This window comes from Kitasatospora sp. NPDC051164, assembly GCF_044455625.1.
Classification (GTDB): domain Bacteria; phylum Actinomycetota; class Actinomycetes; order Streptomycetales; family Streptomycetaceae; genus Kitasatospora.
This window is the reverse complement of record NZ_JBITFB010000055.1, coordinates 11,511-33,150: the sequence shown is the minus strand read 5'-3', so window position 1 is coordinate 33,150 and position 21,640 is coordinate 11,511. Positions and strand designations below refer to the sequence as shown.

Sequence of the window (21,640 nt, the reverse complement as noted above, 5' to 3'; positions counted from 1 at the left end):
AGACCCTCCCGCCCCGGACCCGGGCGCCCACCTGGCCGGCCCAACCGCCACCGAGCCCCCACCTACGACGTCGGACTCGCCCTGGTCACCAACCACCGGTCCGAACATCGACCTTGTGGTGCCGACAGCCCCTGATGCCGCGAGAGTCTCCCTCGTCCTCTACTCCGGGACGGACGTCGACGCGATGTGGGAGCGGCGCCCGTTCCTCAAGGAGAGCCCGACAGTGCGAATGGATCGCTTGGGGATGCTTACCCCGCTGTACTTCGGGTTCCGCTGCCGTGTCGATCGTGGTCCGTGCCACGATTCGGCCGGCGTGGTGGTGTTCGGAGGGTGGGGTCCTGGCGCCTCCCAGGAAGAGGAAGTCCCAGGCGTAGCGGTGTGGGTTGGGCCGTAGGCCAACCGACAGAATTCGCTGACCTGCACCGACATCGGGTCCGCGGGGTGATCGTTCCCGCGACTCTGAAGATCATTTCCCGTAGCCCTGCCAGGGGCAATCGCGGTCGGATACCCCTTGTCGGGTCGAACGTGGTGCCCGGGTCCAGCACGAGGAGTGTTCGGCGCGGAGGGTCAGCAGGTCATGCCGTCAGTCCTCATGCTCCGGGTGGCCGCCGATCTGTGATGCGTTCCGGGCGCCGGAGTGGGCCAACCGTCCTACCCCGGCACCAACCTCCCTACGACGCGGCGGCGTCCAGGCCCAGGATGATGCAGCCGAGACGGTGGACGTTCTCCTCGATGACCGGACGGGTGCGCAGCCGGGGTGTTCGGGCGATGTCGTTGGTGATGGTGAGGACAGCCTGGACGCGGACGCGCGCCTCCGCGGGCGGCATGGCCGGGTGGACGGCGCGCATGAGGTGCAGCCACTCGTCAATGTAGTCGCGCTGGGTCTGGACCGTTCGCTTCCTGTCGTCGTCCTGGAGGTGTTCCGTCTCGGTGACGATGAGGGTGACGAGGTGCGGGTGGGCGAGTGCGAACCGGGCGTACCGCTGGGCCAGCAGGCACAGCGCATGCGCCTGGTCGCGTGCGGATGCGAGCACCTCGGTCAGGTCGAACCACAGCCGTTCGGCGCTGCGGTTCATCGCCGCAGCGAGGATGTCGTGCTTGCTGGAGAAGTGGTTGTAGATGCTCTGTCCGGCGATTCCGACGGCGGTGCCGGTGTCCTCCAGTGTGACTGCCGCGTATCCGTGCTCGGCGAACAGGCGGGTCGCTGCGGTGAGCAGGCGCTCGCGGCGGGATCGGGGTTCCAGGATCCGTTCGGTGCTCGGGCGGTCCGCGGCGTGTTCGCCGAGGTCGGGGAGTTCGGCCGTCGCCACGCGGCGCATCAGGTCCGCGATCAGGTTCGGGTAGTCGGGCACGGGCAGGTCAACGTGCTGGTAGGAGACGCTGACCGCGACGTCGAGGATGCTCCAGGCGAGGAGCTCCGCGTGGGGCCGGTCCAGCTTCGGCCGGGAGGCGGTCAACTGCTCGGCGAGTACTCGCCGTGCGGCGTGCAGGTGTTCTCCGAGTTCAGCGCGCTGGCCGGCGGGGAGGTTGCGGGCTTCGCGCTGCCAGAGCACGCCGAGCTCACGCCGGGCCAGGGACGCCTCGGCGAACCTGCGGAGCAGCGCGTCGAGGTCCCCGGACCCGGCGGTCGTCAGCCCGCCCAGGCAGGACTCCAGCGCCTCGGCGGTGACGGCGTGGAGGAGTTCCTGCTTGCCGCGGAAGTGCCGGTACAGGGCCGAGGGGCTGATGTTCACCGCGCCGGCGATGTCGCTCATGGCGACGTTCGGGTAGCCGTGCCGGCAGAACAGCTCGCGTGCGGCGGCGACGACCAGCTCCCGGCGGTTGCGGGGTCGGGTTCCGCGCGCGGGAGGAGCGGGTACCTCCGTGCCGATCGTCACCGTCTCCTCCTCGTCTCCGGTGGCTCTCGCCGTCCTGACCTCAGCGGACTCGGTGCCCGCCTGCCGGCAAGTATTTCCTGCCCGACGCTCCGGTGATGCGGCTACCCGAGTTGCAGGGAGCGGCCGATGATCTCCTTCATGATCTCGGTCGTGCCCGCGTAGATGCGGGTGACCCGGCTGTCCTGCCAGGCCCGGGCGATGGGGTATTCGAGCATGTAGCCGTATCCGCCGTGGAGTTGGACGCACGCGTCGAGGACCCTGCCCTGGAGTTCGGTGCACCACCACTTGGCCTTGGCGGCGTCGACGGCGGTCAGCTCGCCGTCGTTGAGCGCGTGGATGCAGCGGTCCAGGTAGTGCTGGGCGACGTCGATCTCGGTGGCCAGCTCGGCGAGCCGGTGCCGGATCACCTGCAGTGATCCGATGGGCTTGCCGAAGGCCTTGCGCTCGCGGACGTAGGCGGTGGTCCAGTCGAAGGCGGCGGCGGCCTGGGCCAGGCCGGACACCGCGACCGAGATCCGCTCCTGCGCGAGGTTCCTGGTCAGGGCGAAGAAGCCCTCGCCTTCGGTGCCGAGCAGGTTCGCCACCGGCACCCGGGCGCCGCTGAAGGACAGCTCGGCGGTGTCCTGGGCGTGCAGTCCGACCTTCTGGAGCTTGCGGCCGCGTTCGAAGCCCGGGGTGTCGCGTTCGACGACGATCAGGCTCAGACCGCGGTGGGGATGCTCGCCAGTGCGGACCGCGACGATGACCAGGTCTGCGTTGATGCCGTTGGTGATGAAGGTCTTCGCGCCGTCGATGACGTAGTGGTCGCCGTCGCGGACCGCCTTGGTGCGGATGCCGGACAGGTCGGACCCGGTGCCCGGCTCGGTCATGGCGATCGCAGTGATCAGGTCACCGGAGGCGATGCCGGGAAGCCAGCGGACCTTCTGCTCGCCGGTGGTGTACTCGAGGAAGTACGGCATGCAGATGTCCGCGTGGAGGGCGGGGCCGAGGATCGCCGGGGCGATCGCCGCGCGGGCCGCCTCCTCCTGCAGGATCACGTTGTAGCGGAAGTCGTTGATCCCGGCGCCGCCGAACTCCTCGGGCACGGCGATGCCGAGCGCGCCGAGGCGGCCCAGCCCGGTGAAGAACTCACGCGGCACGATGCCGGCCTGGTCCCAGTCCGCGTAGTGGGGCACGGCCTCCTTCTCCAGGAAGGCCCGCACGCTCTCCCGGTACGCCTCGTGCTCGGCGTCGAACAGGATCCGTTTCACTTGTCTCTCCGGCTGTCTGAAGGGCTCTCTGGAGCGGCTACCACGGTTGGGGAATCTCAAGGTCTGTGCAGGGCATGGCTGTCACATCTCGAACCCGCCGCCGCAGACCAGGGTCTGCCCGCTGACGTAGTCCGACTCCGGGATGCACAACAGGTACACCGCACCTGCGGCGTCCTCGGGGGTGCCCGCGCGGCCGAGCGGGATCGCATGCTCCATCGCGGACAGCAGGTCGGGGCTGACGCCGACCTTGATCTCCTTGCCCTGCACGTCGATCGTCCCGTCACCGGCGGGGGTCTCGGTCAGCCGGGTCTTGATCAGCCCAAATGCGACAGTGTTGACCGTGACGTTGTAGCGGCCCCATTCCTTGGCCAGCGTCCTGGTCAATCCGGTGACCCCGGCCTTCGCCGCGGCGTAGTTGGCCTGCCCGGCGTTGCCGCCGAGCCCGGCGATCGAGGAGATGTTGACGACCTTGCGGCAGGGCACCGGCTCACCGGCCTGCCGGGCCCGCTTCACCGCGGCGGAGATCACCGGCTGGGCGGCCCTCAGGATCCGGAACGGCGCCTTGAGGTGGACGTCGAGGATCGCGTCCCACTGCTCGTCGGTCATCTTCTGGATGACGCTGTCCCAGGTGTATCCGGCGTTGTTGACGATGATGTCCAGGCCGCCGAAGGTGTCTGCCGCCGTCTGTACGAAGCACTCGGCGAAGCCCTTCTCGGTGACGCTGCCCACGCAGGCCACCGCCCGTCCGCCGGCGGCCTCGATCGCGGTCACCGTCTCCTTCGCGGGTTCGGCGTCCAGGTCGTTGACCACCACGGCGGCGCCGTCGGCGGCCAGCTTGAGCGCGATCTCGCGGCCGATGCCGCGGCCCGAGCCGGAGACGACGGCGACCTTGCCGTCGAGCTTTCCCATGGGGATCAGGTTCCTTTCAGTCGAGTGCGACGACGGCGTCGCCGGCGAGGGTGAGGGTGCCGTCGTCCAGCGCGACGGTCACGGCGAGTGTGGCCAGGCCGTCCTCGACGGCGACCACGCTCGCGGTGCAGGTCAAAGCGGCGTGTACGGGGGTGACGGCGGCGAAGCGCACCCGGTAGGAGCGGATCCGCTCCTGCGGCACCCAGTCGGTGAGCAGCCGCCCCAGGTAGGCCATGGACAGCATCCCGTGCGCGAACACGTCGTCCAGGCCGGCGGACTTCGCCACGTCGAGGTCGATATGGATGGGGTTGTGGTCGCCGGACGCGCCCGCGAACAGCGCCAGCGTGGTCCGGGAGATCGGCGGGATCCGCAGCGCGGGCAACTCGGTGCCGACCTCGACGTCCTTCGGGACGGTCATCGGGGCACCTCCGGGTCACGCACCACGATGACGCTCCGCGCCTCGGCGATCAGCTCGGTTCCACGGTGGACGTCGGTCTGTTTGACGAGGAACTCCAGCGCCCCGCCCTTCTTGCTGTAGACGTCGACGATGCGTGGCCGGAGGGTGAGCATGTCGCCCGCGTGGGCTGTCTGGTGGTAAGTGAACGCCTGCTCACCGTGCAGTACCCGGCGCAGGTCCACGTCCAGCGCGGTGAGGTAGGCGAAGGGGTCGGGTGCCTCCAGCTCCAGGCTGAAGAAGAATGTGGGCGGAACCGGCAGGTCCGGGTGGCCCGCCCGTCCGGCGGCGTCCGCATCGGTGTACACGGGGTCCGCCTGGCCGGTGGCCTTGGCGAAGAAGCGCAGCCGGCCGCGCTCGACGTGGACGGTGATCGGATCGAGCTCCAGTTTCCTGGCCGCCTCGGCGTCGATCGCCATTGCTCAGCCCGTCTTCTGGTACAGCGTCACCACGGCGGCGCCACCGAGCCCGATGTTGTGCTGCAGCGCCACCGTCGCGCCCTCCACCTGCCGCGCCTCGGCGTGGCCGCGCAGCTGCCACACCAGCTCTGCGCACTGGGCCAGCCCGGTCGCGCCCAGCGGGTGGCCCTTCGACAGCAGGCCGCCCGAGGGGTTGGTGACCACGCGGCCGCCGTAGGTGTTGTCGCCGTCGCAGATGAACTTCTCCGCCGTGCCTTCCGGGGTCAGCCCGAGCGCCTCGTAGGTCAGCAGTTCGTTGGTGGTGAAGCAGTCGTGCAGCTCGACGACCCGGACGTCCTGCGGCCCGATGCCGGCCTGCTCGTAGACCTGCTGCGCCGCGGCCTTCGACATGTCGTAGCCGACGACCTTGCGCATGTCCGCGTCGGCGAAGGTCGACGGGAAGTCCGTGGTCATCGCCTGCGCCGTGATCACCACGTCCGCACACAGCCCGTGCCGGCGGGCGAACTCCTCCGAGCACAGCACCGCCGCGGCCGCGCCGCAGGTCGGCGGGCAGCACTGCAGCCGGGTCAGCGGGCCGTGGATCCTCGGCGAGGCGAGCACCTCCTCGACCGTCACCGGGTCACGGAACACCGCGTACGGGTTGTTCGCCGCGTGCCGGCGCGCCTTCACCGCGATCTTGGCGAAGGTGTCCTCGGCCAGGCCGTACTCCCTGGCGTAGGCCGCACCGGCACCGCCGAAGTACTGCGCCGCGAACGGTGCCTCGGACTGCCCCTGGACAGCCAGGTTCACCTCGTCGAAGCGGGCGAACGGGCTGGTCCGGTCCTGCCAGTGCGACGCCAGCGCACCGCGCTGCATCTGCTCGAAGCCCAGGGCGAGCACGCAGTCCGCCATGCCGCTCTCGACCGCCTGCCGGGCCAGGAACAGCGCCGAGGAGCCGGTCGAACAGTTGTTGTTCACGTTCACGATCGGGATGCCGCTCTGCCCCACCCCGTACAGCGCGGCCTGGCCGCATGTCGAATCGCCGTACACATAGCCGACGTAGGCCTGCTGCACCAGCCCGTAGTCGATCCGCGCGTCGGCGAGCGCGGCCCGCGCCGCCTTCTCACCCATCACGTCATAGGACTCGCTGTTCCGCGGCGTCGTGAAGGGAATCATCCCCACGCCCGCGACGGTCACCCTCGATGCCACAACAGCTCCAGCCTTCCAGTCCATCTTCTAGCCAGAGACTACTCATCATTCACTTATGACGGAAGAGGCGGAACGGAACCCGGCCGGGGACGGGCACCCCGGAATCGCGCGGCCTCGGACGGCACCACACCCGCAGCGCGACCACCGCGCGGTCGGTCGGCAACAGCGACTCCGCCAGTTGCCGGACGAGTGTAGGGCGGAAGTGACGGGGCCGCGGCCCCCGCCGGCAGGTCCTGCCGGCGACAGCCCGGTTGTCCCCGGCGGCCAGTGCGGCGGGGGAACGTTGGCGGCCACGGCCATCGCCCACCCCGTCCGGGGCGCACCAGACTTGGCCCACTCGGGACAGCCCCGGAGACCGGCGACGAGGGGAACGATTCATGGCTGCACAGCGGTTGAGAGTACGTTCGGCGGGTTCCGCGATGGTGCTGCTCGCGCTGGCCTGTCCGACGGCGGCGCGCGCCGCGGACAGCCCGGGCCCGGACGCCGGGCTGCGGGACGTCGTGGTGGTCGGCAACAGCCAGTCCGGCACGGTGTCGTTCCTGGACGCCGCCACCTTCGCCGACCTCGGCACCTTCGACGCCATACCCGACCTGCAGCAGCGCCTGGCCGAGATGGACCCGGTCCAGGCCGTCGGCTACGCGATCGTCAAGCAGGTCGAGGGCGGCGACCGGTTCATCGACGACGTCGCGCTCTCCCCGGACGGCCGCACGCTGTACGTCTCGCGCGGCAACCTCGACGACACCGTTGCCTACGACCTGGCCAGCCACCGGCAACTGTGGCGCACCCGGCTGGACGGCTTCCACGCCGACCACGCCGCACTGTCGCCGGACGGGACCCGCTGGGTGGTCTCGGCCACCACGGCCGGCGAGGCCGAGGTGCTCGACACCGCGACCGGTGCCGTGGTCGGCACCTTCCCGACCGGCACGTACCCGCACCAGAACGGCTACACCCCGGACGGCAAGTACATCTACAACTCCAGCATCGGCGTGGTCTCCATGCCGCAGGCCCTCGAATTCATCAAGGGCAGCTTCCAGCTGACCAAGGTGGACGCCGCCACCCTGAAGGCGGTCAAGACCTGGACCTTCCCGCACGGCATCCGCCCCAATGTGCTGGCCGCCGACGGCACCACGTTCTACGCCCAGGAGTCCTACCTCAACGGCTTCGTCCGCTACGACCTGAACAGCTCGCGGACCACCGCGACCGTCACCATGCCGTACAGCGCGGCCGGCCAGGCACTCGCCCCCGACGACTACCCGAAGAACTCCGCCCACCACGGCCTCGCGCTCTCCGGCGACCAGAGCAGGCTGTGCGACGTCGGCACGATCGACGACTACACCGCGATCGTCACCACCTCCGGCCTCGGCACCGTCGGCCGGGTCGACTACCCGGCCGGCAGCCTGCCGTACTGGGCCACCACCGGCGGGCCCGGCAACCGGTACTGCTTCGTCTCGCTCAGCCAGGCCGGCCAGGTCTCGGTGGTGGACTACACCACCGCCACCGAAGTCGCCCGAGTGCCGGTCGGACTCTTCTCGCAGCGCGAAAGGGCTGCGAAGGTGGCCGGGTCTGTGCTGAACTCCCTTTCCCCGCAGGGATAGTAAGCACGGAAGAGGGCGGCGATGGCGGAGACCGGAGGCCGGGCAGCGCTGCGCCGCGTGCTGGAGCGGATGCGGGCCGACCCCGCCGTCCTGCAGCAGGTGGTGGACGCCGCCCGGGCCGGGTCGCCGCCGCTCGCGGCACTGCCGGAGCAGGAGGTCCGGCGGCACATCGCGACGCTGGTCGCGGTGGTCGCGGGTGCGTTCACCGACGCCGGCAGGCTGACCGAGGAGCAGACTCGGCGGGCGGCCCGGCTCGCGGCGGACCGCGCGGCCCAGGGCGTCCCGCTGGACGCCCTGCTGCACGGCTTCCGGGCCGCCCGCACCGAGGCCTTCCGAAGCATCGCGGCCCAGCTCCAGGACACCGCGGTTCCGCTGCCGGAGTTCCTTGAGTTGCTGGTCGAACTCGACTTGCACACCGCCGAGTTGCAGGACCGGCTGATCTCCGCCTACCACGAGAGTCAGGCCCACCTTGCGGCCGGCGCCCGAGCCACCCGGGTACTGGCGCTGCGCGAACTGCTACTGGAGGGCGCGGTGGACCAGCTGCCTGCGACCGGGCTGGAGCCGGGCCGGCGATATCACTGCCTGGTGGCGGACATCGGCGATCCACGCCGGGCCGAGCTGCTTCCCCCGCCGCCGGACGGCATCGCAGGGCTGGTCGAGGGCCACCTGTGCCTGGTGACCGTCCGGCCGCCCGCGCCGCCCGCCACGCCGTTCGAACTCGCGGTCACCGCACCGGCGGTACCGGCCGTCCGACTTCCGGGCGTCTACCGGCTGTGCCGGGCCGCACTGGCCGCCGCCCGAGCCCGCGGCCTGAGCGGCACTCGACGGCTGACCGAATTGGCCGTCCCCGTCGCCACCGACGGCGTACCCGAGCTGGGCGCCCTGCTGGCCACCGACCTGCTGGCCCGGCTGGACCCGGCCGACCCGGCACACCGGCTACTCGCGGCGACGGCCCTGGCCTACCTCGACCGCGGCCGCCGGGTCAACCTGACCGCCCAGGCCCTGCACGTCCACCCGAACACCGTCAAGCACCGCCTGCGCCGCCTTGCAGCCCTCACCACCTTCGGCGCCCCCTGTGCCGCCGACGACCAGCTCGCCGACACGGTCCGCTGGCGCTGGGCCCTGGAGAGCTGGCTGCTCGGCAGCCAGTGAGCGCCGAGCCTCGATGCCCTTCACCCGACCCGTACTCGGGTCGAGGCCGCGCATCCGGCACGACTGCGCGGCCTTCGCCCGGCGGACCGGTCCCACGAACCCTGGTGCACCGGCGCGACACCAACCGCGCGAATTCGGATTGCGCTACGTCCATGGCCGATGAAGCCCGGCCGTCACTGTCCGCCGACGGCGGCTTCCCGTTCTCGGCGCTGCTGGTGCTCGGTGCGGATGCCGGACATGACGGTGCAGGTCAGGCTGGCCGCGATGATGCCCTCGGCCCAGAAGAACGCGACGTAGTCGATCAGCGATCCGATCGGAGGCGAGCCGGGAGCGGCGTTGCGCATGCCGATCAGGGCGAAGATCGTCGCGGCCATCCATCCCAGGGAGGGCCAGATGAGGCCCTCGCGCTTGCGGTAGAGCACCTCGGCGGCGCCGAGAACGGCCAGGGCGAGCGCCCACATCGCGGCGATCATGAACCAGGAGAGGATGAAGGTGCTGCGGGAGCGGGTGACCTTCGCCTCCAGGACCACACTGCCGGTGCTCACGCTGGTGACTTCGGGGCGGAGGACGAAGAAGGGGTCGACGTCGGTGAAGGCCACGCCCACAGGCACCGCCGTGCCACCGCTGGTGGCGGTGAAGCCGGCCTCCGCGCGGTAGCGGTCGAAGGGGTAGTCGGTGGCGGTACCGCCGTACGTCTCGACGTGGAGCACCTGCGGTGCCGCGGCCTCCCCTTCGGCAGCCTTGATGGTCGTCTTGGCGGTGCCGGCGGCCGTGATCTCCACCGGGCGGGCGAAGGCCCGGGAGTCAGGGCCGAGGGCGAGACTGCCATGCGGTACTGGGGTGACGTACAGCGTCAGCCGCTGGGCCGCCGGATCCACGTCCTGCGCGGTGACTTCCAGTTCGACCCAGTCCTGCGCGGAGGGGATGCCCAGCTCGCGTGTCTCCTCCCGGGTGTCGCGCTCGTTCAGGTAGAGCCCGATCCCCGACCCGCACAGGCCGATGACCAGGGCCAGAACGGCGACCAGGCGCCGGCTTCGGCGGCGGCGGGCACGAGGCGCCGTCTGCGGCTCGGCCGCGGGTGCGGTCGCGCCGACCTCGGGAGTGGTGACCTGCACGATGTTCCTTTCCTGCGGCGACGGCCCGGGGACTGCAGGGTCGCTGCGCCCCCGGGTACGCACGCCGGTGTTTCTTGCGGGGCGCCCCGGTCGGGTTGGTCACCCACCGGCCCGAGGCGGTGTTTCGGGATCCGCACGCACGTCACGCGCGCGGGAGGCGAATCAGGACGTCCTTGCCGACCGGACGGGTTCGTCAGCCATGGCGGGACCGGTCGCGGTGACCGCCGGCGGGTTCGGCACTGTGCCCCCCGCTTTCGGCTCCTCGACGGACGAGCTCTCTTCACGCATGGCCGCCGTTTCCGCCTTCAGGATCCGCATCGACTTCCCCAGCCCCCGCGCCATCTCGGGGAGCTTCTTGGAGCCGAAGAGGAGTATCAGGACCGCCACCATCACGAGGATGTGCCAGGGCTCCAGGCCATTGCGCAACATCTGTGGACCACCCGGTCTTTCGTACTCGTTTCGTTGCCGCGCCACGACGGCGCTTCCATCCCCCGCCTCGACCCCGGCCCGGGGTCACCGGTTCCTCAGCTGTCACGAGGGCGCGGACTGTGATCGACGCCGGGGCAGGCGGGGTCCGGGCCGGCCGGGCACCTGCGGCGCGGAGCCTCGTGCCGGTCCTCGCGTCGGGGGGGGTGGCGCGAGGACCGGGGCCCGGGTAGCCGTCCCGACCAGCAGCGACGGCTTCGGCAGTGGCCATGGGACACACCGCGGAGACACGCGCTCCGCGGCACAGTCGGCCGTACGGCCCTGCCCGTTCTTCGGCCCAGCGAGGCCGACGCAGCAAAGCATATATTGAGCCACCAATGTGTCAATAGAGGCATCTTGAGAAGGTTCGGAACGGGCTCCACCCAACCGTCGCCCCAGGACCTCTGATCCGGCTCCGGCTCGCCCGTCGCGAGAGGGGGCCTGCTCGCTCGATCACCGGATGGCCTACCCGTGGACACCCGGAGGTACGACTCCCGCCACACCCGGAGGTACGACTCCCGCCACAGCGTTTGCAGGCCCGCCCGTCGAAGCGCGGCTCCCCCTGGCGACCCCGCCCCGGATCGGGACGGCAGGCGCGACCACGGGTGCACCGGCATCCTCATATTCAGCCCGCACGCGATCACAGACCGCTGGAGCAGCCATGACGATGCGTCGCCGACGCTTCCTGACGACCATGGGGTTGGGCCTACCCGGTCTCGCTCTGCTCTCCTCCCTGGCCGCCTGTGACAGCGGCGGGGACGGCGGCGCGGAGAACAGCCCGCCGAGCTCGTCCGGGCGCCGGAAGGTGATCGTCGTGGGGGCGGGGATCAGTGGTCTGGGGGCCGCCCGGTACCTGGCCGACAAGGGGCAGGACGTGTCGGTGCTCGAAGCGCGCGACCGGATCGGCGGGCGAGTCTGGACCAGTCGGCAGTGGTCCGGGGTGCCGCTGGACCTGGGGGCGTCGTGGATCCACGGCGTCGACGGCAATCCGGTCACCGACCTGGCGAAGCAGGCCGGTGCCAGGACGGTGGTGACCGACCCCGAGAGCGCCACCGACTACGCCTCCGACGGACAGGAGCTCTCCGATGCCCAGACGCAGGCGCTGCGGCGCTGGCAGCAGGACACCGCTAAGGCGCTGTCGACGTTCCAGGGCGACGACAACCAGGACGCGGCGGTGCGCGACGTCGTCCAGAACGCGCTGGGCTGGCCAAGCCTGTCCGACCCCGACAAGGCTCTGGTGTCCTTCGCGCTGAACGACTACGAGCACGAGTACGCGGGCAGCGTCGACCAGATGTCCGGCCTGTACTTCGACGACGACGCCAAGATCAAGGGCAAGGACGTGCTCTTCCCCGACGGCTACGGCGCCGTCACCGACCACCTGGCCAAGGGCCTGCCGGTGCGGACCGGACAGGTGGTCAAGCAGATCGACTGGACCTCCGACGGCGTGACGGTCACCACCGACAAGGGAACCTTCCAGGCCGACCACGTCGTGGTCACGCTGCCGCTGGGCGTCCTGCAAAGTGGGGCGGTCGCGTTCGGCCCCGGCCTGCCGGCAGACAAGCAGGCGGCGATCGGCAAGCTCGGCATGGGTGTGCTCGACAAGTGCTACCTGCGCTTCCCCAAAGTGTTCTGGGCGGACACCGACTGGCTGATGTACGTGCCCGACCTGGGTCACTACGGGCAGTGGGCGCAGTGGATCAACGTCGCCCGTCCCACCGGCCAGCCGGTGCTGCTGGGCTTCAACGCCGCGGACTTCGCCCGCACCATCGAGAACTGGAGCGACAACCAGATCGTCGACAGCGCCATGGCCACGTTGAAGACGATCTTCGGCAACGACATCCCCGCCCCCACCGAGTACCAGATCACCCGCTGGGCCTCGGACCCCTACGCCCTGGGCTCCTACTCGTTCAACGAACTCGGCTCGACCCCCGACATGCGCGACCAACTGGCGGCCGCTATCGACGGCCGGGTGCACTTCGCGGGCGAGGCGACCAGTCGCCAGTCCTTCGCCACCGTCCACGGCGCATACCTGTCGGGTGTCCGCGCGGCCAAGGAGATCGCGGACTGACACCTTCACTGACGGCGACGGCATCTTTCGCAGGGCGTGCCATCTGCGACTCTCCGTGATCGCCGAGGCAGCACAGTTGCCGATGCCAACCGGAGGTGCCCCACCGTGGTTCCGTGGAGATAATCACCCCGCTCGTGGCCCGTCGTCTGCCAGATCAAGGTGAGAAATGCCGCCGAACGTCACTGCTGTGCCCGCAGCAGCCGCCCCTGCGGTGCAGTCGTTCTCCCCGCCCAGGAAGGTGCGGATGGCGCCCTTGGTGGCGCTCATCTTCTTCAGCGTCTCCGGCGGGGCCTATGGCATCGAGGGGTTGTTCTCCACCTCCGGGCCCGGTATCGGCCTGGTGCTGCTTTTGGTGACACCGCTCGTCTACAGCGTTCCGCACGCGATGGTCTGCGCCGAACTCGGCACCGCGATTCCGGTCGACGGCGGCTATTACCACTGGGTTCGACGCGGGCTGGGACGCTTCTGGGGTTTCCAGCAGGGCATGCTCAGCTGGCTGGGCGGCTTCGTGGACCTGGCCGTCTACCCGGTCCTGTTCACCGGCTACCTGCAGTCCATGGTCGACTGGGCCGCACCAGGCGAGCACGTGCTGTTCACCGCGGGCCCCCTGCAGTTCGATCTGCACTGGTTCGTCTGCCTCGCGGTCATCACCGCCGCCGTGCTGGTCAACCTGATGGGCACGGCCAGGGTCGGCACCTCCTCGGTCGTGCTCGCGGTCATCTGCCTCACGCCGCTGCTGCTGCTGAGCATCGCCGGCTTCGCGCACCTGCTCGGCGACGGTGCCAGCCCCGTCTCACAGCTCACCAGCCGCCCCGACCAGTCGCTGGGGAACGCCTTCGGCGCCGGACTCTTCCTCGCCATGTGGAACTACAGCGGTTGGGACGACGTCTCGGCCTTCACCGGCGAGATCGACAGCCCGCGCAAGCACCTGCCGCGGGCACTCGCCGTGTCGGTCGCGGTCATCACCGCCGGCTACCTGCTCCCGGCACTCGCCTCGCTCACGCTCGGGCCGGACGGCCCGGCCGGATGGAAGAACTGGCACAGCGGCTCCTTCTCGGCCGTGGCCGGAGCACTGGCCGGACCATGGCTGCAGACCGCCGTGACGGTCGGCGGCATGCTCGCCTCGGCCGCGATGTTCTCCGCGCTCCTCACCTCCAGCGCCCGCGTGCCGTTCGTCCTGGCCCAGGACGGCTACTTCCCGAACTGGATGGCGAGAAGAACCGCCCGTCGCCAGGTCCCGGCCGTCTCCCTCATCGGCTCGTCCGCGATCTACGCCCTGTTCTGCCTGAGCAGCTTCGCCAACCTGATCATCGTGGACGTCTTCCTCACCAACATCACACTGCTGCTCGAAGTCGCCGCACTCGTCGCCCTGCGCGTGCGCGAGCCGCACCTGGAACGCCCCTACCGCGTCCCCGGCGGGCCCATCGGCCTGTCCCTCGTCGCCCTGAGCCTGACCAGCATCTGCACCTGGGCCGCGTGGCAGCAGTACACGGAGAACGGCACCAAGGCGGTGACCTACTGCCTCATCGCCGTCGGCGCCTGCGCACTGCTCTATGTCCCGATGGCCAGGCGTCGCCGCCGCATCGTGGGCGCCGAGGCATAGCTCCAGGTCACCCCGCCCGACCTCGGGTCCGCGCCGCGCCGCGTGCGCGCTCCGCGTAGCCGCAAAGCCGATGCCGCGAACTGGCATGGCGTCAACCCTTTGGTACGCCCTACTACACACTGCCCCTGCCTGGCAGGTGATGGCACGCCCCACACTGGGCCGACTCCGTGAACGGCGGAGCCGATCAGTGTGCGCCCCTGAGGGAGTCGCCGATGCCAGCTGTCGAGCAGTCCACAACCGTCCAGGCTTCACCCGCTGTCCAATCGCTGAAGGCCGGGTCCGTCGGCCTGGTCGGGGTCGTGTTCATGGCCCTGGCCACCGCCGCGCCGATCACCTCGATGACCGGCAACCTGCCGGTCATCATCGGTGGCGGCAACGGCCTGCACGCACCGGCAGGCTTCCTCTTCGTCATCCTCGTTCTGGTCGTCTTCACCGTCGGGTACGTGGCGATGGCCCGGCACATCACCACGGCGGGTGCCTTCTACGGCTTCGTCTCGCACGGCCTGGGCCGGGTGGTCGGCATGGCCGCCGGGCTGCTCGCGGTACTCGCGTACGTGGTGTTCGAGGCCTCAATCGTGGGGATCTTCGCCTACTTCGCGCAGCAGACGTCCAGTCGGAGTTCGGCGTGCACTGGCCCTGGCAGGCCTTCCCGCTGGTGATGCTGGCGGTCACCGCGCTCCTGTCGTACTTCGACCTGGAGGTGGCAGCCAAGGTCCTGGGCGTCTTCCTGATCGGCGAGGTGCTGATGCTGCTGCTACTGGGTGGCGCGGTGCTGGTGCACGGCGGCGGCGACAGCGGCCTGCACGCCGGCTCCTTGAACCCGAGCGGGGCGTTCGCCGGGGTCAACGCGGGCGTCGGGCTGTTCTTCTGCTTCTGGTCGTGGATCGGCTTCGAGTCGACCGCGATGTACGGCGAGGAGTCCCGCAACCCCAAGCGCATCATCCCCCGGGCCACGCTGACGGCGGTGATCGGCCTCGGCGTGCTCTACACCTTCGTGGCCTGGATGGTGGTGGCCGGCAACGGCGCCGGGGCGGTCGACGTCGCGGGCGGCGACAGCCCGCTCGACCTGTTCCTCGTCCCGGCGCAGCAGCACCTCGGCCACTGGGCGGTGACCGCGTTCCAGTGGCTGATGTGCACGAGTTCCCTCGCCTGCGGCATGGCCTTCCACCAGTGCGCCTCGCGCTACCTGTACGCGATCGGCCGCGAGGGCTTCCTCTACCCGGCGCTCGGCCGCACCCACCCGCGGCACGGCTCGCCGTACGTCGCCTCCTTCGCCCAGAGCACGATCGCGCTCGCCGTCTCGGCGGCTTCTGGGCCGCCGGACAGGACCCGTACACGAGCCTCTACACACTCACCGCGATCCTCGGCACCCTGGCGCTGCGGGTGGTGCAGACCCTCTGCTCCTGCGCGGTGATCGCCTACTTCCGCCGCAACCACCCCGACTCCCGGCACTGGTTCCGCACGCTTACCGCGCCGCTGCTCGGCGGACTCGGCATGATCGCCGCGATCGTGCTGCTCGTGCTGAACCTGGACACCGCCGCAGGCGCCGCCTCGAAGACCCTGCTCTTCAAGCTCATCCCGTGGATCGTCGGCGCCGTCTTCACCAGCGGCATCGCCCTGGCGCTCTACATGAGAGCACGCCACCCGCAGAAGTACGAGGTCATGGGCCGCCTGGTCGTCGAGAACACCCAGGAACGCGAGGACGCGCCCGCCTCCTCCCCGGCCCAACCCTCCTTCGCTCCCTCCCACCGGAAAGGGGACCCGTCACATGGCACGCTCCCAACAGGCCTGGAGCATCTATCAGTTACTCACCGACCACGCCACCGCCGACCACCTGAGGATACCGGTCGACGAGTACCGCGAGCTGCGCGACGAAGCCCGCACCGAACCGGACGGCCCCTCCCGCCGGGTACTGCTCGCCCGCGCGGCGGCCCTCGGAGTCGGCGTCGGTGTGGCCGCGTTCGGCGCCGCACCGAGGGCCCGCTCCGCGCAGCGGCGCGGCGCCCAGGGTCGCGATCATCGGCGCCGGCATCGCCGGCCTCAACGCCGCGCTCACCCTGGCCGACCAGGGCGTACCGTCGACCGCCTACGAGGCCAACCCGGACCGGATCGGCGGCCGGATGTACTCCCGCGGCGGTCCCTCCTCGCCCGGGCTCTCGGAGCAAGGACAAGTCTCCGAATACGGTGGCGAGTTGGTCGACACCGAACACAAGACCGTTCGGCAGCTCTGCCGGCGCTTCGGGCTGGGCCTCACCGATGTTCTCAAGCCGACCCCGGCCGGCGCCGATCAGGTTCTCCGGTTCCACGGCGGCTACTACCCGCGCTCCCGCGCGGACCAGGACTTCAAACCGGTGTGGCAGGCCATCCAGGCCGACGTGCGGACCACCAGCGACGCGCCGAAGTGGAACAGCCACACCGCCCGCGACGTCACGATGGACGCAATGTCGGTCCGGGACTGGATCGACTCCCGGGTTCCGGGAGGCTACGCCAGCAACCTCGGTGCCTTCCTCGACGACGCCTACGCCGTCGAATACGGCGCCGACACCACCGACCAGTCCGCCTTCTGCCTGCTCGGGCTGCTCTCCTCGCAGGCGAATCCGGGCCGATTCTCGGTCTGGGCGGCTCCGACGAGCGCTACCACATCACCGGCGGCAACGACCAGCTCCCACAGGTCATCGCGGACTACCTGCCGGACGGCACCATCCGGCAGGGCTGGAGCCTCACGGCAGTGGTGCACAACGCCGACGGCGGCCAGACCCTCACCTTCGCGGTGGACGGCTCCGGCACTCGGACAGTCACGGCGGACCACACCATCCTGGCCGTCCCGCTGCCCGTCCTCCAGCAGGACATCGACCTCTCCCGGGCCGGGCTCGACCCGAGGATGCGCGGCGTGCTCGCCCACATGACGATGGGCTACTGCACCAAGCTCAACATGCAGTTCACCTCCCGCCCCTGGCAGGGCGCCGGCCCCTGGCCGGGCATTTCCAGCAGCGAGTGCTTCTCCGACCTGCCGTTCCAGCAGGCCTGGGACGTCGCCCGCGGCCAGCGCGGAACCCACGGCATCCTGGTCCGGTACGGCGGCGGCACCCCCGCCTCCTCCCTCACTCCGCCGCAGTCCTTCACCGACGCCTCCGCGCCGTACACCGCGGACCTCGTCCGCATCTACCTCGGCCAGATCGACCAGCTGTGGCCAGGCACCGGGGTGGCGTGGAACGGACGAGCCACCCTCTCCGCCTGGCACCTCGACCTGTACACCCACGGGGCCTACTCCTACTGGCCGGTGAGCTACCTCACCACCTACGCCGGCTACGAGGGAACGGCCCAGGGCCGACTGCACTTCGCCGGTGAGCACACCTCCTACGACTTCCAGGGCTTCATGGAGGGCGGCGCGAAGACCGGCGCCCGCGCGGCCCAGGAGGTCCTGACGGCGATCGGCGCCCGCACGACGGCATGACATCACGTGTCGGGGCGGCCTGGATCCCAGCCCGCCCCGACACCGTCCTACCCGCAACCGGTCCCTCCCGCAGGCGGTGCTTCCGTCAACAGCGTCAACCGCCACCCTCCGGTTACCCGACCGACGACCTCTCAGCCGGCGATTTCCTTGGCGGCGCGGATTCCCGACAGGTAGGCGCCGTGGACGGTCGCGAAGGAGGCGCGGTGCGTGGCCTCGCCGGCGAAGTGCACCCGGTCGCCGATCCGGGCCGCGAGCTGGTCGCGCATCGCGGGTGTGGAGCCGACCTTGTTGTACGAGTAGGAGCCGCGCGCGAAGGGGTCGGAGGCCCAGCGGCTGATCTGGAAGTCCACCGGTTGCGGGATGTCCCCGCCGAAGAGGGTCCTCAGCGTGGTCATGGCGCCGTCGACGATCTGGGTGTCGCTCCAGCCCTCGATGGTGCGGCCGAAGTCGGCGGCGTTGAAGCCAAGCAGCACCGGCTGTCCGACAGCGCGGTTGAGGTTGATCCACTGTCCCCACTGCCCGTACCTGTCGACGGACGGCACGTACATCAGCCAGTCCGTGTCCGGCCAGAACACCGTCGGGAACCGCAGGTAGCACTTGTTGAGCACGCCCATACCCAGCTTGCCGATGGCGGTGACCTTGTCCTGGGGCAGTCCAGGGCCGAAGGCGACGGAACCGCTCTGCAGCACTCCCAGCGGCAGCGTTACGACCACGTGGTCGCCCTGGAAGACACCCTTGTCGGTAGTGACGCTCACCCCGGCCGAGTCCCAGTCGATCCCCTGGACGACCTGCCCGGTCCGCACGTCCAGCCCGTTGGCGAGCAGGTCGGTGATCTGCCGGTAGCCCCCGGGGAACAGCACGTCCTTGCCATTGATCTTGACGTCACTGTCGAAGGACAGCGCCGACATGTCGCTCACACTGCCCGAGTACTCGTGCTCGTAGTCGTTCAGCGCGAAGGAAACCAGGGACTTGTCGTCGTTCGACAGCGACGACCAGTTCAGCGCGCGCTCGACCACACTGCGCACCGAGGCGTCGCTCCGGTCCGGGTTCGAGGTCAACGCTTGTGCCGTAGCGCTGCGCCGGCGCTGGACCGCCGCCTGGGCGGCGGCGTCCGCCGGCTGGCCACTGGAGACGTATGTGGAGACGTTCTCGGCGTTGGTCGCGACCATACGCGCCCCGGCCGCGTTGGCCAGGTCGGTGATCGGGTTCCTGTCGGTGCCGTGGATCCACGACGCACCCATGTCGACCGGCACCCCCGACCACTGCTCGCTGGTCCACATCCGGCCCCCGATCCGGTCACGCGCCTCCAGCAGCAGCACGGTCTGCCCCTTGTCGGCCAGATACCGCGCCGCCGCCAGACCACTGATCCCCGCACCCACGACAATCACGTCACTGCGGCCGGGCACGGCGGCCGGGACGACCCCCGCTGCGGGATCGTTGCCGTCCGCCGTACGGAAGGCGGACAGGGAACCGACCACGGCGGCGCCGGTCAGGCCCACACCCATGTTCGTCAGGAAACGTCGGCGGTGCATCGTCATTGGCTGTCTACCGATCTGCGATGTGTGACGGACTCGTGCGGACGTCGGCACGCTCCGGTGCGCTCGCCGACGTGCGAGAGAAGGGAATCCCGCGGCCTCCGACGGGCCGCCCGGCTGGCCCGTCAGCGGTGCGCTGCGCACCGCTGACGGCCCGGACGAGCAGTCACGTTCTCAGCGCAAGGCGGGACGTCGGCGACGCACACACGGACTCCGCGATGCGGACGGTACTTCGTCCGGGTGTCTCACGCGTCTACGGCGCGAACGTCGGCAAGAAGCAGGGCATCTGGCATGCATCCGGCCGCAGGGCGGCCATGACGCCCCCTCCTCAGCGATCAAGCTGATGCTTGAAGGTATCCATTGAGTCACCAATGCGTCAATGGAGGCATTGGACACCTTCGGTGATGCTTTGGCACCTGCCCCAAGCAAGCCGCATGCCGATCCGGGCCCGCTCCTGATGTACGCCCACTGGCCGGCGCCGTCCGGCCGAGGCTTCGCCGGCACGACCCTCAACCGGCGTCGGGGCGGCCCGAGTTGCGGGCCGCCCCGAAGCCGTCGGATAGCCAAAACACCCGCAGGCCTGGTCTTGCCCCGCGGTTCGGCTGCGAGTGAAGCAAGGCAGGCGGCCGGGGCGGGTCAGGCGTGATGGTAGGAGGTGATGGCGACCTTGACGGGGCCGTCGTTCGTGGCGGTGGTGAGGGTGCGGATGATGGCGATGTCCTGGCCGCCGCGGGCGCGGACGCAGAAGGTGCGGTCGACGCGCAGGGTAGTGAAGGGCAGGGTGGAGGTGGGCTGCATTTCGACGCCCTTGAGGCAGGCCGGAAGCGTGAGGGGGCCGGGCGGGGCGATGTAGGCGTCGCTGTCCTCGGGGATGTAGAAGGCGCCGTCCTGGCGGGCCAGGTACCAGGTGGAGGTGTCCTGGGTGACCTTTCCGGCCTTGAGGTCGAACTCGTGGTCGCGGTCGGGGGAGGTGAGTTCGAGGTTCGTGTAGACGGCGGTGTAGCCGGGGGCCGCGGACGGCGCGGTGACGGCGGGGGTGGGGGCCGCAGGCGGGGAGGTGACGGCGGGGGTGGGAGCGGTGGACGGGGAAAGGCTGCTGGTGGCGGCGGTGTTCTGCTCGGCGGATTCGTCGAAGTATTCGGTGTAGTCGAGCAGGACGTAGGCCGCTGCGGCGCCGAGGAGAAGGGTGACCGTCGTGACGAGCGCGGTGCGGGCGCCCCGGCGCGCGGTGGCTGCGGCTCTACGTCTGGTCGTGGGGGCCGGTTCCGGGCGAGCGGGCTCCGGCTGCAGTCGGGTGGGTGTCGGGGCGGGAAGGACGCGTGCGGTCGGGGCGTCGGCCGATGCCGGGGCCTGGTCGAGGACGGTGGCGGGCGGGGTGGGTGTGGGGGGGAGGTCCGTGTGGCGGTGGAATTCGCCGCTGACCTGCGGGGGCAACCAGCCATCGGAGAAGCGGAGTTCGCCGCCGGTGGACGGGTGGTGGCGGACGGCCTCGATCAACCAGGCGGTGCCGGGCCGGTCCTCGGGATTCTTGGCCAGGCAGTACCTGACCAGGTCGTGCAGCCCGTGCGGCAGCCGGGAGAGGTCGGGTTCCTCGTGGACCGCCCGGTAAAGCGCGGTGGGCTCCGGCCCGTCCCCGAAGGGGGACACGCCGGAGCCGATGTAGGCGATCAGGGCGCCCAGAGCGAAGACGTCGGTGGCCGGGGTGGCGGGCTGGCCGAGGGCCTGCTCGGGGGCCATGAAGCCGGGTGAGCCGATGCGCAGTCCGGTGCCGGTGAGCGGGCTGGCGTCGGCGGCGCGGGCGATGCCGAAGTCGATGACGCGCGGTCCGTCGGCGGCCACCAGGACGTTGCCGGGCTTGAGGTCGCGGTGGACGACGCCCGCGGCGTGGATCGCCTGTAGCGCCTCGGCGATGCCGGCGAGCAGCAGCAGGACCGTGCGCTCCGGCAGTGGGCCGTGGCGCTGAACGACGCGGTCGAGGGAGGGACCGGGTACGAACGTGGTCGCCAGCCACGGCGCCACGGCGTCTGTGCCCGCGTCCACGACCTGGGCGGTGTAGAGGCCGTGGATCCGGCGGGCACTGGCGACCTCCTGGGCGAAGCGGTGCCGGAACTCGAGGTCCTCCGCGAGTTCGGCCCGGACCACCTTGAGCGCGACCGGACGCCCGCCGGGCGTGTACGCGAGGTACACGCGGCCCATGCCGCCCGCGCCGAGCCGCGCGCACAGACGGTAGCCGCCGACCTCGCCGGGGTCGTCTGGAGTCAGTGCCTCGAAGGCCGAGGAGGACGGGACCCCGAAGGGCTGCGCGGTCATGGGGGCTCCCAGCAGGTCGTGCGATGGGGACGCGGTGGAACGGGCGGCAGCTCTGGCGCCCCAAGCGCACGTCGGCGTCCGGAATCGCACCGGATCATATGCGACCGCGTCCACTGTCCGAGACGGGCCCGTTCGACCGGCCACGTGGGGTGTTGCGGCTGGTCATGCGGGTGCGTTCTCGCTACGGGCTGCCGCGCCGCACGCCCCCGCCGGCGCGTTCGGGGGTACGCGCCGACGGGGGTCGGC

The 21,640-nt window shown here is 70.4% G+C and carries 16 protein-coding genes and 2 pseudogenes; 7 read left to right on the top strand and 11 right to left on the bottom strand.

Features of this window, described 5'->3' with window-relative positions; genetic code table 11:
• Positions 1 to 671: 671 nt before the first annotated feature.
• From ACIBEC_RS44325 to ACIBEC_RS44300, 6 genes are all read right to left on the bottom strand, one after another.
• On the bottom strand, positions 672 to 1,877 hold the full coding sequence (locus tag ACIBEC_RS44325) for a helix-turn-helix domain-containing protein (RefSeq protein ID WP_360508435.1): 1,206 nt from the start codon (positions 1,875 to 1,877) through the stop codon (positions 672 to 674).
• 101 nt (positions 1,878 to 1,978) lie between these two features.
• Complete coding sequence (locus ACIBEC_RS44320) at positions 1,979 to 3,127, bottom strand: acyl-CoA dehydrogenase family protein (protein ID WP_360508432.1); 1,149 nt, start codon at positions 3,125 to 3,127, stop codon at positions 1,979 to 1,981.
• Between the two features lie 81 nt (positions 3,128 to 3,208).
• Positions 3,209 to 4,036, bottom strand: a complete 828-nt coding sequence (locus ACIBEC_RS44315; RefSeq protein WP_360508429.1) for an SDR family oxidoreductase — start codon at positions 4,034 to 4,036, stop codon at positions 3,209 to 3,211.
• A gap of 16 nt (positions 4,037 to 4,052) precedes the next feature.
• Positions 4,053 to 4,454: a MaoC/PaaZ C-terminal domain-containing protein gene (locus tag ACIBEC_RS44310; protein ID WP_360508426.1), complete on the bottom strand. Its 402-nt coding sequence runs from the start codon at positions 4,452 to 4,454 to the stop codon at positions 4,053 to 4,055.
• Complete coding sequence (locus ACIBEC_RS44305) at positions 4,451 to 4,909, bottom strand: MaoC family dehydratase N-terminal domain-containing protein (protein ID WP_360508424.1); 459 nt, start codon at positions 4,907 to 4,909, stop codon at positions 4,451 to 4,453. The genes ACIBEC_RS44310 and ACIBEC_RS44305 overlap by 4 nt, the downstream gene beginning before the upstream one ends.
• A gap of 3 nt (positions 4,910 to 4,912) precedes the next feature.
• Positions 4,913 to 6,121, bottom strand: a complete 1,209-nt coding sequence (locus tag ACIBEC_RS44300) for a lipid-transfer protein (RefSeq protein WP_360508422.1) — start codon at positions 6,119 to 6,121, stop codon at positions 4,913 to 4,915.
• Positions 6,122 to 6,474: 353 nt separating this feature from the next.
• On the opposite strand from ACIBEC_RS44300, the gene ACIBEC_RS44295 reads away from it, so the two are divergent.
• Together ACIBEC_RS44295 and ACIBEC_RS44290 are read left to right on the top strand one after the other, a co-directional pair.
• A complete protein-coding gene (locus ACIBEC_RS44295; protein ID WP_360508420.1) occupies positions 6,475 to 7,692 on the top strand; it encodes a YncE family protein in 1,218 nt (405 codons plus the stop codon).
• Positions 7,693 to 7,713: 21 nt separating this feature from the next.
• Positions 7,714 to 8,844: a helix-turn-helix domain-containing protein gene (locus tag ACIBEC_RS44290; protein WP_360508417.1), complete on the top strand. Its 1,131-nt coding sequence runs from the start codon at positions 7,714 to 7,716 to the stop codon at positions 8,842 to 8,844.
• A 173-nt stretch (positions 8,845 to 9,017) separates the two neighbouring features.
• Here ACIBEC_RS44290 and ACIBEC_RS44285 read toward each other — a convergent pair whose 3' ends face one another.
• Positions 9,018 to 9,959, bottom strand: coding sequence for a DUF4436 family protein (locus tag ACIBEC_RS44285; RefSeq protein ID WP_360508414.1), 942 nt, complete (start codon positions 9,957 to 9,959; stop codon positions 9,018 to 9,020).
• A 162-nt stretch (positions 9,960 to 10,121) separates the two neighbouring features.
• Positions 10,122 to 10,388, bottom strand: a complete 267-nt coding sequence (tatA, locus tag ACIBEC_RS44280; protein ID WP_360508412.1) for a Sec-independent protein translocase subunit TatA — start codon at positions 10,386 to 10,388, stop codon at positions 10,122 to 10,124.
• A 697-nt stretch (positions 10,389 to 11,085) separates the two neighbouring features.
• On the opposite strand from tatA, the gene ACIBEC_RS44275 reads away from it, so the two are divergent.
• From ACIBEC_RS44275 to ACIBEC_RS44265, 3 genes and pseudogenes are all read left to right on the top strand, one after another.
• Positions 11,086 to 12,492 (top strand): NAD(P)/FAD-dependent oxidoreductase, encoded by a 1,407-nt coding sequence (locus ACIBEC_RS44275; RefSeq protein ID WP_360508409.1) that lies wholly within the window; start codon positions 11,086 to 11,088, stop codon positions 12,490 to 12,492.
• A gap of 244 nt (positions 12,493 to 12,736) precedes the next feature.
• Positions 12,737 to 14,095, top strand: a complete 1,359-nt coding sequence (locus ACIBEC_RS44270; RefSeq protein WP_360508406.1) for an APC family permease — start codon at positions 12,737 to 12,739, stop codon at positions 14,093 to 14,095.
• Positions 14,096 to 14,307: 212 nt separating this feature from the next.
• A pseudogene (locus ACIBEC_RS44265) lies at positions 14,308 to 15,793 on the top strand (APC family permease); the annotation flags it as partial.
• Positions 15,794 to 15,899: 106 nt separating this feature from the next.
• Here ACIBEC_RS44265 and ACIBEC_RS44260 read toward each other — a convergent pair.
• Complete coding sequence (locus ACIBEC_RS44260) at positions 15,900 to 16,115, bottom strand: hypothetical protein (protein WP_360508397.1); 216 nt, start codon at positions 16,113 to 16,115, stop codon at positions 15,900 to 15,902.
• Between ACIBEC_RS44260 and ACIBEC_RS44255 the strand changes: the two are divergent.
• Both ACIBEC_RS44255 and ACIBEC_RS44250 read left to right on the top strand, forming a co-directional pair.
• A pseudogene (locus ACIBEC_RS44255) lies at positions 16,045 to 16,428 on the top strand (FAD-dependent oxidoreductase); the annotation flags it as partial. The gene ACIBEC_RS44260 and the pseudogene ACIBEC_RS44255 sit on opposite strands and share 71 nt — an antisense overlap.
• Positions 16,429 to 16,448: 20 nt before the next feature.
• On the top strand, positions 16,449 to 17,549 hold the full coding sequence (locus tag ACIBEC_RS44250) for an FAD-dependent oxidoreductase (RefSeq protein WP_360508394.1): 1,101 nt from the start codon (positions 16,449 to 16,451) through the stop codon (positions 17,547 to 17,549).
• 131 nt (positions 17,550 to 17,680) lie between these two features.
• Here the strand turns inward: ACIBEC_RS44250 and ACIBEC_RS44245 are convergent, their stop codons facing one another.
• Complete coding sequence (locus ACIBEC_RS44245; protein ID WP_360508391.1) at positions 17,681 to 19,081, bottom strand: NAD(P)/FAD-dependent oxidoreductase; 1,401 nt, start codon at positions 19,079 to 19,081, stop codon at positions 17,681 to 17,683.
• A gap of 639 nt (positions 19,082 to 19,720) precedes the next feature.
• Positions 19,721 to 21,394: a serine/threonine-protein kinase gene (locus tag ACIBEC_RS44240; RefSeq protein ID WP_360508388.1), complete on the bottom strand. Its 1,674-nt coding sequence runs from the start codon at positions 21,392 to 21,394 to the stop codon at positions 19,721 to 19,723.
• Between the last annotated feature and the right edge of the window lie 246 nt (positions 21,395 to 21,640).